The 11486-nt window shown below is 70.1% G+C and carries 6 protein-coding genes; 2 read left to right on the top strand and 4 right to left on the bottom strand.

Annotation, left to right across the window (positions count from 1 at the left end; genetic code table 11):
* Positions 1–50 precede the first annotated feature (50 nt).
* Positions 51–3050 carry a glycoside hydrolase family 2 TIM barrel-domain containing protein gene (locus I2W78_RS39305; protein ID WP_196465536.1) on the top strand — a complete coding sequence of 1000 codons (3000 nt, stop codon included), beginning with the start codon at positions 51–53 and terminating at the stop codon, positions 3048–3050.
* A 118-nt stretch (positions 3051–3168) separates the two neighbouring features.
* Here the strand turns inward: I2W78_RS39305 and I2W78_RS39300 are convergent, their stop codons facing one another.
* Positions 3169–4221 carry a glycoside hydrolase family 5 protein gene (locus I2W78_RS39300; protein WP_374222757.1) on the bottom strand — a complete coding sequence of 351 codons (1053 nt, stop codon included), beginning with the start codon at positions 4219–4221 and terminating at the stop codon, positions 3169–3171.
* Positions 4222–4693: 472 nt separating this feature from the next.
* Here I2W78_RS39300 and I2W78_RS39295 point away from each other — a divergent pair, with 472 nt between their 5' ends.
* Positions 4694–4831, top strand: a complete 138-nt coding sequence (locus I2W78_RS39295) for a hypothetical protein (protein ID WP_196465535.1) — start codon at positions 4694–4696, stop codon at positions 4829–4831.
* Between the two features lie 309 nt (positions 4832–5140).
* Here the strand turns inward: I2W78_RS39295 and I2W78_RS39290 are convergent, their stop codons facing one another.
* From I2W78_RS39290 to I2W78_RS39280, 3 genes are all read right to left on the bottom strand, one after another.
* Positions 5141–6280 (bottom strand): AI-2E family transporter, encoded by a 1140-nt coding sequence (locus I2W78_RS39290; protein ID WP_196465534.1) that lies wholly within the window; start codon positions 6278–6280, stop codon positions 5141–5143.
* Between the two features lie 144 nt (positions 6281–6424).
* A complete protein-coding gene (locus I2W78_RS39285) occupies positions 6425–8569 on the bottom strand; it encodes a ThuA domain-containing protein (RefSeq protein ID WP_374222755.1) in 2145 nt (714 codons plus the stop codon).
* A 4-nt stretch (positions 8570–8573) separates the two neighbouring features.
* On the bottom strand, positions 8574–11414 hold the full coding sequence (locus tag I2W78_RS39280; RefSeq protein WP_196465533.1) for a carbohydrate-binding protein: 2841 nt from the start codon (positions 11412–11414) through the stop codon (positions 8574–8576).
* Positions 11415–11486 lie beyond the last annotated feature (72 nt).

Genomic DNA, 11486 nt, shown 5'->3' with positions numbered 1-11486 from the left:
CGCACGAACACAACGACCGCCCTGCCGCGCTACACGAAAGTTGTGACTCCTTGCCCTCCGAGCTCTCCACGTATGTTTTGGACACCACACCCGGGCGTGGTGCGCTGCTCCCGGCGCGCTCCTGGCTCCACTCCGACGCACCCTCACGCTCACTGAACGGGCCCTGGCGCTTTCGTCTGTCGCCCACGGCCTCGACGGCGGAGGACTTCGCGGCCGAGGACTTCGACGACCGCGGCTGGGACCACGTTCCGGTGCCGTCGCACTGGGTGTTCCAGGGCGACGGAGCCTACGGCCGGCCGATCTACACGAACATCCAGTTCCCGTTCCCGATCGAGCCCCCGCACATCCCGGACGAGAACCCCACCGGCGACTACCGCCGTCACTTCGACATCCCCGCCGACTGGTCGGACTCCGGGCGCACGGTGCTGCGCTTCGACGGTGTCGAGTCCCTCTTCAAGGTGTGGGTCAACGGAGTCGAGATCGGCAGTGCAAGCGGCAGCCGACTGGCTCACGAATTCGACGTCACCTCCGCCGTACGCCCGGGCGACAACGTCGTCGCCGTGCGGGTGCACCAGTGGTCGGCGGCGAGTTACGTCGAGGACCAGGACCAGTGGTGGCTGCCGGGCATCTTCCGTGACGTCACCCTGCTGGCCCGGCCGTCCGGAGGCGTCGACGACGTCTGGCTGCGGACCGGCTTCGACGACGGCCGCGGACGCATCGTCCCGGAGGTCACCGCCGACGCGGCGGCGTTTCCCCTCACACTGCGCGTCCCCGAACTCGGCGTCGAGGAGATCTGGACGACGGCGGACGACGTGGTCCCCCTGGACATCGCCGAGGTGGAGCCCTGGTCGGCCGAGCGGCCCCGCCTGTACGACGCCACCGTGTCGTCGGCCGCGGAGAGCATCGCTCTGCGGCTCGGCTTCCGCACGGTCGAGATCCGCGGCGACCGATTCCTGGTGAACGGCCGCCGTGTCGTGTTCCACGGAGTGAACCGTCATGAGACCCATCCCCTGCGCGGCCGCGTCTTCGACGAGGAACACGCCCGCGAGGACCTGGCGCGGATGAAGCGGTTCAACGTCAACGCGATCCGCACCAGCCATTACCCACCCCACCCACGGCTGCTCGACCTCGCCGACGAGCTGGGCTTCTGGGTCGTCCTCGAATGCGATCTCGAAACGCACGGCTTCGACACGGTCGACTGGGCCGGCAATCCGAGCGACGACCCTGCGTGGCGTGAGGCATATCTCGACCGCATCCAGCGCACCGTCGAACGCGACAAGAACCATCCCAGCGTGGTGATCTGGTCGCTCGGCAACGAGGCGGGGACCGGCAACAACCTCGCGGCCATGTCGGCATGGGTGCACGCCCGCGACACCGAGCGGCCCGTCCACTACGAGGGTGACTACACCGGCGAGTACACCGACATCTACTCGCGCATGTACGCGTCGGTCCCGGAGACCGAGCGGATCGGTACCGACGGCACAGGTTCGGCGCTGCTCCACTGCACTCCCGCACAGAGCGCCCGGCAGCGTGCCAAGCCGTTCCTGCTGTGCGAGTACGCCCACGCGATGGGCAACGGGCCAGGAGGCCTCGACCAGTACGAAGCGCTGGTGCACGCTCGTCCTCGGCTCCACGGCGGCTTCGTCTGGGAATGGCGGGACCACGGCATCCTGGCCTCGGCGCCCGACGGCACGCCGTACTACGCCTACGGCGGCGACTTCGGAGAGGTCGTGCACGACGGCAACTTCGTCATGGACGGCATGCTGTTGAGCAACGACGTGCCGACGCCGAGCCTGCACGAGTTCAAGGCGGTCGTACAGCCGATCCGTTTCGTCTTCGACGCCGGCCACGTCACGATCACCAACCTGCGTCACTCGGCCGACACATCGGACCTGCGGTTCCACTGGCGCGTCGAACACGACGGAACGCTGGTGGATCGCGGGGAACTGGAGGTCCCCGTCGTCCCGGCGGGTGAGTCGCGCGGGGTACGGCTGCCGAAGATCGTGGCGTCCCCCGACGCGGAAACGTGGCTCACGATCGACGCCGTCCTGGCAGCCGCAACCGACTGGGCGCCTGAGGGGCACGTGACCGCGACCGCCCAACTGGACTGCTCCCTGCCTCGTGCGCTCCCCGCGGTCCGGCCCCGAACCGGCTGGCAACCGCACGGCGGAACGCTGACGCTCGGCATCGCCGAGTTCGTCGACGGATCCCTGACCCGGCTGGCCGGCCGAGCCGTGACAGGACCGCGGCTGGAGCTGTTCCGGGCGCCGACCGACAACGACGAGAGCGCCTCGGACGACGTCGAGAACAGCGATGCCGCCGTCGCCGGTGTCTCCCACGCTGACCTGTGGCGTCGTGACGGTCTTCACCGGCTGTCGTCCCGACGGATTTCGGTGGAACACTCCGCCGGCGCCCTGCGTACCGTCGACAGGGTCGCCGCGGCGAACTCCGGTCTGTCGGTGATGGTTGAGGCCACCTGGTCACTTGAGGACGGCGAACTGGAACTGCGCGTCGAGATCGAACCGTCCAGCGGCTGGCGGACGGTGTGGCCCCGGATCGGTATCCGCTTCGAACTGCCCGATGGCACGGCCGCCGTCGACGGCGCCGAATGGTTCGGTCTGGGCCCTCACGAGTCCTACCCGGACAGCTTGCGCGCGGCCCAGGTCGGTCGATTCTCCTCGACCATCGATGGCCTCCGGGTCGACTACGCACGCCCCCAGGAGACCGGCCACCGCTCCCGACTGCGATGGCTGAGGCTGACGAGTGGGGACACCGGAGTGCTGTACGTCGCGGCCATCCCCGACGTACACGGCCGTCGACCCGGCTTCACCCTCAGCCGGCACACCCCTCAGCAGATCGCCCGAGCCGGACACCCCTTCGAGCTTGCCGACTCGACAGCGAGCCACCTGATCATCGACGCGGCCCAGCACGGCCTCGGCTCGCGGGCCTGCGGCCCGGACGTGGCGCCCGAGTTCGCGCTTCGGCCCGAGGCACGTTCCATCAGGCTTCGCCTGGCGGCAGGGCGGAGCGGAACGAACGACATGGTGTAGTTCCCGACGGGACAAGCGAACCCGGCGGTCGCGCCCGGCAGTCCGGCAGTTTCGTGGCCGGTCCCCGGGCGCGCCGCCGTCGGCCTGTGCGGCGTCTCCGACTCGCGCGCTGCCGGAGTCAGCCGACCGGGAAGGTGTCGGGAGTCCTGATGCGGTCCCGGATCCACACGCCGGCGGGCTTCAGAGGTGCTGTGCCGACCCAGGAGCCGGGGTTGTCGCAGGTCCCGGTTTTGAAGACGGCTCCGGTGCGGTGATCGTCGGAGAAGTTCCAGTTCGCCCAGCTGATCTTCTTGCTCGCCATGAGGTCGAGATAACGCTGCGACATGGCGAAGTCGTTCTCGCCTTCACCGGCGTAGTTCTGGGTGCCGAACTCGGTGACGAAGACGGGGAGCGCGTCAGCGGCACGGGAGAGGGTCGCGAGGTACTCGTCGCGGTGCGAGTCGGCGTAGAAGTGGAAGGTGTACATGATGTTGGAGGCCCTGACGGGGTTGTTCACGACCTCGGACTCGTTGGCGCCTTCGGAGACTCCGAACGAGGACCATGCGCGGGTGCCGACCAGTACCGGGGCGTCGGAGTCGATCGCCCGGATGGTCGGGATGATCTGTTCCGCGTAACTCTTGATCCGCGACCAGCTCACGCCGCTGGGCTCGTTGGCGATCTCGTAGAGGATGTTGTTCTTGTCCTTGTTGCGGTTCGCGATGTCGGTGAAGAACTGCCGGGCCTTGCTCAGGTTGGCGTGCGGATCACCGGGGGTGAGCATGTGCCAGTCGACGATCACGTACATGCCGCGGTCGGTCGCCTGCTGGATCAGGGAGTTGGCGAGGTTGGTGAAGTGCCGGGGATTCGTCTCGTACCCTCCCTCCTGCACATAGGTCGAGACGCGCAGGACGTCGGCCTTCCAGTCCTGGGCCAGGGCGTCGAGTGAACCGCTGGTCAGACAGTGCGGATACCACTGGGTGCCGTGGGTGCTCATGCCGCGCAACTGGATGGGGTTCCCTCGGCTGTTGCAGAGCTTGGTGCCGCAGACCTTGAGCTGTCCGTTGATGCCGACCGGTGTGTCTGCCGCGGCCGACCGGCCGGCCGTCGCGGACCGCTGGTCGGGCCTCGCGTGAGCGGGGCCATTGGGGACGGCGGTGGTCAGGAGCAGGGCACCGCCGAGTGCGGCTGCCACCGCGGCCGGACGTAACAGATTGAGCCTCAGTTTCACCTGGACTCCGTTTCTCGGGCCATCGCCGATAATCGACAGGAAGGTTTACTAACCTGATGGAAGCAGCAGATCCCAGTGGCCGCAAGGGTCTCGTCGACACCGCCGCCATCCCTCGGCATCCCCGTGGCGCGCCGGCCGGACCGCGATATCGCAGTCGAGCCCGACCCGGCCATGCTGACCGAACTGCGCCGCTGCCTGCCGGCTGTCCACGCCCTGCCGGGCAGCGCCGAGGCGATACCGCTGCCGGACGCCTCCGTGGGCCTGTGGAACGTCCTGGACGACCAGGTCGAGTGGGTGGTGGCCGGCTCGCACAAGTCAGCGGAAGTGCGGTCATCGGCCCGCGCGACACGTCCACCAGCTGGCGCAGGCCGAGTTCCCGCACGGGCAGCGTCGCACCGCCGACTCTCTCGTCGCGACCCTCGCGACACGCGCGGGCGTGCTGGTCATGCCGGAACGCGAACAGCAGGCCACGCTGGGCCGGATCCGCGCGTTCCTCGTGAGCAGAGCGGAGACAGCCCACGGCGAGTTCACTCTGCCGATGCTGACCGGCGTACTGCGCGTCCGGCGGCTGTGAGGCATTCCGTCGGCGCCCGAGACTGACGCACGCCGAGCGCATGCGGGGACTGGCCGCAGCGGGTGTCGACGGGGCGGGACCGTCCAGTCGTGCGCGACGGGCCCCGAACGTGCCGCGCCAGGGCCGCAGTTGTCGTCCTTCCCGCCGGACCGTCCCTGCCCCGGGTCGGAAGGGCCGCGAACCGCGGCTGCCCGCGATGCTCACCTCATCGGTGCGGGGAGCGCCCCGCAGGATGTGCCGGCCGGGAGGCCGGGAACGCCCGAGGCGGGACCCGGGTGGACGTGCGGCGGACGTGCCCGGCGAGGCCCGTCAGGACGCGAGCGGGGCGGTCGCGGGCTCCGGATCGGTCCCGTGCCCGGGGCCCGGGGTGCCCTCCGGGGCCGACGGCGGCTCGGAGAGCTGCTCGCGCACGTAGCCCCAGACGACCGCGATCAGTGCGGCGGCCGGTACTGCGAGCAGGCTGCCCACGATGCCGGCCAGGCTACCGCCCAGGGTCACCGCCAGCAGGACGACCGCCGCGTGCAGGCCGAGTCCCCGGCTCTGGATCATGGGCTGGAAGACATTGCCCTCCAGTTGTTGGACCACCACGATGACGGCCAGCACGATCAAGGCGTCCGTCAGCCCGTTGGACACCAGGGCGATGAGTACGGCGACGAAACCCGCGAACAGGGCGCCGACGATCGGCACGAACGCGCACACGAAGGTGAGCACGGCCAGCGGCAGGACCAACGGGACGTCCAGGACCCACAGTCCGACGCCGATGAGGACGGCGTCCAGCAGGCCGACCGCCGCTTGGGAGCGCACGAAGGCCCCGAGGGTGTGCCACCCGCGCTCGGCCACGGCCGGCACGTCGACGGCGAGGCGCCCCGGCAACTGGCGCGCGAGCCAGGGCAGGAACCGCGGCCCGTCCTTGAGGAAGAAGAACATCAGGAAAAGGGCGAGGACGGCCGTCACCACTCCGTTGACGACGGTGCCCACGCCGGTGGCGAGGGTGGTGAGCATGCTGCCCACGCTGCTCTGGAGACGGTCGGTCGCGGTGTCCAGGGCGGTGGTGATCTGGTCGTCGCCGATGTTCAGCGGCGGGCCCGCCGCCCACTCCCGCACCCGCTGGATGCCTTCCACCACTCCGTCGGTCAGCTCACCGGACTGAGAGGCCACCGGGACGGCGATGAGCGCGACGGCGCCGACGGCCACTACGAGGAAAAGCACGGTCACCACCGACGCGGCAAGGGCGGGCGGCCAGCCGTGACGGCGCAGGAGCCGGGCGAAGGGCCAGGTCAGTGTGGTGAGTAGCAAGCCGATGACCAAGGGCCAGACGACTGACCACATACGGCCGAGAAGCCAGAGCACCACCGCGGTCCCCGCAAGGACCAACAGCAGCTCCGCCGATATGCGCGCCGAGGCACGGAGTCCGGCACGGGTTCTCGCAGGGCTCAAAGAGGCAGACATGCGATCACCCTATTCGCCGCCGCTCCCCCGCCGTCCCGGTGACCCGGCAGCGTCTCCGCGGCTGGACAGTTCGTCTGGGCGGTCGGGCGTCCGGCCGGGCCGCGCCGGCCGGACGCCCTCATGGGTGCACGAGGCCGGGCCGGGTCACCGCGGGGCTGCCGCCCCGAAACGGCTCGCCCAGTACGCGGTTCGGTCCAGGTAGGCCGTCTCCGCCGCCTGGCCCGTCATTCCGTAGGCCCCGTCGTACGTCCGGTAGCCATGACCGCCGGGTGGTGTCGAGTCGGCGGGTTCGATGGAACTGCCCTCATGCCATTCGTTGAAAGAAGTCACCGACACCCACGTCGGTGAGCCGCCGATCGCCGGGTCGAGGGCGTTGGTCCACTGCCGGTCGTAGGCCGCGCCGTTCGCCCGTTCCACGGTGGGCGTGGAGTTGCCCGGCACAGCCCGGTCGTCGATGTAGCCCGGCGCGACGGACGGGGCCCAGATCAGGCCGTTGGCGCGGGCGTCGTCGCCGGCCTGCTTCCAGCCGGGGGCGGTTGCCCCCGCGATGCCGTCGTAGGTGTACATGCCGGAGAAGTGCGCGATCTTGGTGGTGTCGGTGGTCTGGGCGAGGACGATGCTGGTGTCGGTGACCTGGTCCAGCGCCGTCCAGTCGGTGATGTGCAGGCTCTGGAACACGTAGAACGCGCTTCTGCCGCCGTGGTCCGACGAGCGGTGGAAGGCCGGGTGGCTTCCGTAGGTGCTGTTGATGTACTCGATGTCGGCGACCGTCGATGCCGCGGTGCGGCCCGCGTACGGCTCCAGGTGCCAGGCCACCTGGATGCCCTGCTCGTGCGCCGCGTCGAGCACGCCCCGCACGAGCCGGTCCTCATAGCTGTCCCGGCCCCACCAGCTGTAGACGATCACGCCGGCGCCCGACCGGGCGACCCACTCCATGTGCTGGGCGACGGCGCCCTCGTAGTCGGCCGAGTCGTACGGGCCGAGCGCCGGGTAGAAGTCGGCGCCGACGTCGTCGGGCGGGGTGCGGCCGCCCTGCTGCCAGTGCCGCCAGCCGCCGTTGACCGCCGGGCTGCCGTACCAGGGGTAGTAGAAGAGGTGGACGTCGTCGGCCAGGGTGCCGGAGACGGGCTCGGCGCCGAGGCTGAAGGTGTCGATGTCGAACAGGGCACCGCCACCGCCGGTGAATCTCAGGAAGAGCGGTCCGGAGGCGGATCCCGTCAGGGTCGTCGTGACAGTGGTGAACGTCTCCCAGCCTCCTGTCACCGGCACGGCCACCGAGCCGAGCAGGGTGCCGGTGGCCGAGCCCGAGCGGATCTCGATGGTGCCGCCCGCGCCCGCGGACGACACCTTCGCCGTGAAGGTCCTCGCCCCGGCGGTGGAGACGGAGGAGTAGCCCGCCCAGTCGCCGTTGTCGATGTAGCCGAGGGTCTGGCCGCCGCTGGCGGGGGCGTGCGCGGCCACCTGGACTCCGGAGCCGGAGGTGTACGACTCGGCCTCGACCTGTACGGTGCCGGCCGGGACCGAGCAGTTGGCCGCGACCTGCCCGGCCGCGTACCGCACCCCGCCCAGCAGCAGGGAACGGAAGGCCGGGTCGGCGTAGGACTCGATGGTGTGTCCGAGCCCGGTGTAGAAGGAACGGCCCTGGCCCTGGCTGTGGCACCAGGTGATGGGGTGGTCGGCGCCCATCGAGCCGCCGCTGTAGGTGCTTTCGTCCAGGGTCTGCAGGACGTGCACGTTGGGACGCGGGTTGGCCCGGTAGTTGTACCACTCGTCGCTGCGGGTCCAGGTCGCGCCCAGATGCGAGGTGGCCGGATGGGTCCGGTCCTCGTTCCTGATCGTGGCCTGCTGGATCGCGGGGTGGCTCTGGAACCAGGCGCCGACGAGCTGCCCGTAGTACGGCCAGTCGTACTCGGTGTCGGCCGCCGCGTGCACGCCGAGGTAGCCGCCGCCGGAGTCGACGTAGGACTGCAGGGCGGTCTGCTGGGTGGAGTTGAGGACGTCGCCGGTGGTGTTGAGGAACACCACCGCCTCGTAGTTCGCGAGATTGCCGGTGGTGAAGGCGCCGGCGTCCTCGGTGGCCGTGACCGTGAAGTCGTTCTGCTGGCCGAGGGTACGCAGGGCGTCGATGCCGGCCGGAATCGCGTCGTGCCGGAATCCGGCGGTCTTGGAGAACACCAGGATCTCGAACGAGGCCGCGTGCGCCGTGCCCGCCGGGACGATCAGGGCGCCCAGCAGGGCCAGGATCAGGGCCGCGCCGCCACGGCGCAGGCGCCGCATGAGGGTGGTCATGTCATCACCCCTTTCGTGTCGTAGAGGAGGCGAGCGTGAAGGTGTCGACGTCGAAGAGGCTGCCGGTCCCTCCGGTGAAGGTGAGGAACAGCGGGCCCGTTCCGGTGCCGTTGAGCGTGGTGTTGACGGTGGTGAAGGTGTCCCAGCTGCCGGTCACCGGCACCGTCACCGAGCCGAGCAGAGGCCCGGTCTGTGAACCGGAGCGGAACTGGAGGGTGCCGCCGGCGCCGGCCGAGGAGACCCGCGCGGAGGCCGAGGTCGCGCCCGCGGTGGAGACGGAGGCGTAGCCGGCCCAGTCGCCGTTGTCGATGTAGCCGAGGGTCAGCCCTCCGCTGGCCGCGCCGTGCGCGGCGGGCTGAACGCCCGAGGCGGAGCTGTACGACTCCGCCTCCCACGGCGTGGTCGTGGTGGAGCCGGTGCCGAGGGTGAAGGCGTCGAGGTCGAACAGGTTGCCCTGCCCGGTCGGGCCGCGGAACACCAGGAACAGCTCGGTGGTGCCGGAGGGCGCGCCGGAGAGGTTGGCGGAGACGTCGGTGTAGTTCTCCCAGCCGCCGGTCACCGGCACGGTCGCGGTGCCGAGCAGGGTCCCGGTGGTGGAACCCGCGCGCACCTCGATCCTGCCGCCCGCTCCGCCGGAGGCCACCCGGGCGGTGAACTTCGTGGCGCCCGCGAGGACGTACGGCTTGAAGGAGATCCAGTCGCCGTCGTCGGTGAAGCCGACCGTCCTGCCGCCCTCGGCGGTGGCGTGGTCGGCGGTCTGGATGCCGGACTGGGCGCCGAAGTGCTCGCCCTGGCGGTGGCGGGGCTGCAGGGTGCGCACCGAGTGCGTGGTCAGGCCGCTCTTGTCGGTGTACTCGGCGTCGAAGACGCCGTAGAGGTTGGCGGCGCTGTCGTGTTCGCCGTCGGCCGGGACGGTGAGGTTGCCCTCGCAGCCGTTGGTGGAGGTGATGGCGTGGGTGTGGCTGTCATGGCCGAGGAGATAGGTGACCTTCACCTTGGAGCAGTCGATCGTGCCGTCCTCGGGGTCGCTGACCTGCACCCTGAAGGGCACGGTGTCACCGAAGGAGAACAGCTGCCCGTCCGGTGGCTGTTGCAGGGTCACCGTCGGCGCGGTGTTGCCCGCGGTGACCACCAGGCTGGCCGTGCCGCTCAGGCCCTCCGGGTCCCGGACCGTGAGCGTGGGGCGATAGGTGCCCGCGGTGGTGTACGTGTGGCTGGGGTTGGCCTGTGTGGATGTCGTGCCGTCGCCGAAGTTCCAGGAGTAGCTGAGTGCCCCGCCCTCGGGGTCGGAGCTGCCCTGGGAGGAGAACCGCACGGTCAGCGGCAGGGCGCCGGAGGTGCGGTCCGCGGAGGCCTGGGCGATCGGGTTGCGGTTGCTGCCCCCGATGTACTCGATGCGGTACAGGCCCGCGTTGTTGCTCCCGGTGCCGTAGTCCAGGACGTACAGCGCGCCGTCGGGGCCGAAGTCGGTGTCCATCACCTGGGTGCCGTTCCAGGGGACGTCCTCGATGGTGCCGTACGTGCCGTCGCTCTTGACCTCGATCGCCTTGATCCACTGGCGGCCGTACTCGGCGGCGAAGTAGCGGCCGTCGAGGGACTGCGGGAACTTCACCGTGGAGGTCGAGTTGGGGTCGTAGCGGTAGACCTCGCCGCCCATCGGGGACTCCGAGCCGCCGCCGAACTCGGGCGGTGAGCCGTCCAGGCCGTACTTGATCCAGCTGGGCCTGGCGGCCGGCAGCTGGGACTGGCCGGTGTTGCGGAAGGAGTTGTTCGTGGGACCGCCCGCGCAGTTGTACTTGGCGCCGGAGGGGCCGCTCGGGAAGGTGTACTCGTTGTACGTCTCGTTCGTGGTGTTGGTGCCGGTGCAGTACGGCCAGCCGTAGTTGCCGGGCGAGGTGATGCGGTTGAACTCCACCTGGCCGCCGGGTCCCCGGCCCGGGTCGGTGCCGCCGGCGTCGGGACCGTAGTCGCCGAGGTAGACCGTGCCGGTGGCGCGGTCGACGGACATCCGGAACGGGTTGCGGAAGCCCATCGCGTAGATCTCGGGCCGGGTGTTCGCGGTGCCGGGGGCGAAGAGGTTGCCCGAGGGGATGGTGTAGCCGCCGTCGGCGGTCGGCTTGATCCGCAGCACCTTGCCGCGCAGGTCGTTGGTGTTGCCGGAGCTGCGCTGGGCGTCGAACTGCGGGTTGCGGTTGGTGCGTTCGTCGATCGGCGCGTACCCGGAGGAGTCGAACGGGTTGGTGTCGTCGCCGGTGGTCAGGTAGAGGTTCCCGGCCGCGTCGAAGTCGATGTCGCCGCCGACGTGGCAGCACTGACCGCGGTCGGTGGGCACTTCGAGGAGGACCTTCTCACCGGCCATGTCCAGGGTGCCGTCGCTGCGCAGCGTGAACCGCGACAGGTTGAGGTGCCCTTTCCAGGGCTCGAAGTCGGCGGCGCTGCCCGTGGTGGGGGCGTCACCCGCCGGGGTGTTCAACTTCGGGGAGTAGAAGGCGTAGACATAGCGGTTCGTTGCGAAGGCGGGGTCGACGGCGATGCCCTGGAGGCCTTCCTCGTCGTGCGTGTAGACGTCCAGCTTCCCGGCCTGCTTGGTGTTGCCCGCGGCGTCGGTGAGGCGGATCGTGCCGTCGCGCGCGGTGTGCAGCACGGAGCGGTCGGGCAGCACGGCCAGCGACATGGGTTCACCCATCTCGGCAGCGCCGGTGGCGAGTTGCACCTGCTGGTAGTCGGAGGGCGGGAGGTCTGCGGGGGCGGCTGCCGCGCGTTGGGGTGCGGTCAACGCGGCCCCGGACACGACCAGGGCCAGTGCGGTGAGCCATCGCAGCCCTGCGCGAGGGCGCTGGGACATGACAGAGCTTTCCTTCCTGACGGTGGGGGAAGTCAGGCAAGGCGCGCGCCGGCCGCGCTTGCCGCATGGATC

Origin of the sequence: Streptomyces spinoverrucosus, from assembly GCF_015712165.1 — a bacterium.
GTDB lineage: Bacteria > Actinomycetota > Actinomycetes > Streptomycetales > Streptomycetaceae > Streptomyces > Streptomyces spinoverrucosus_A.
This window is presented reverse-complemented; position numbering and strand designations above follow the sequence as displayed.

What these genes read in the sequence shown, in the direction of transcription:
- I2W78_RS39290 (WP_196465534.1), bottom strand. Translation starts at nt 6,280, where the DNA reads ATGTCTGCCTCTTTGAGCCCTGCGAGAACCCGTGCCGGACTCCGTGCC.
- I2W78_RS39285 (WP_374222755.1), bottom strand. Translation starts at nt 8,569, where the DNA reads ATGACCACCCTCATGCGGCGCCTGCGCCGTGGCGGCGCGGCCCTGATC.
- I2W78_RS39280 (WP_196465533.1), bottom strand. Translation starts at nt 11,414, where the DNA reads ATGTCCCAGCGCCCTCGCGCAGGGCTGCGATGGCTCACCGCACTGGCC.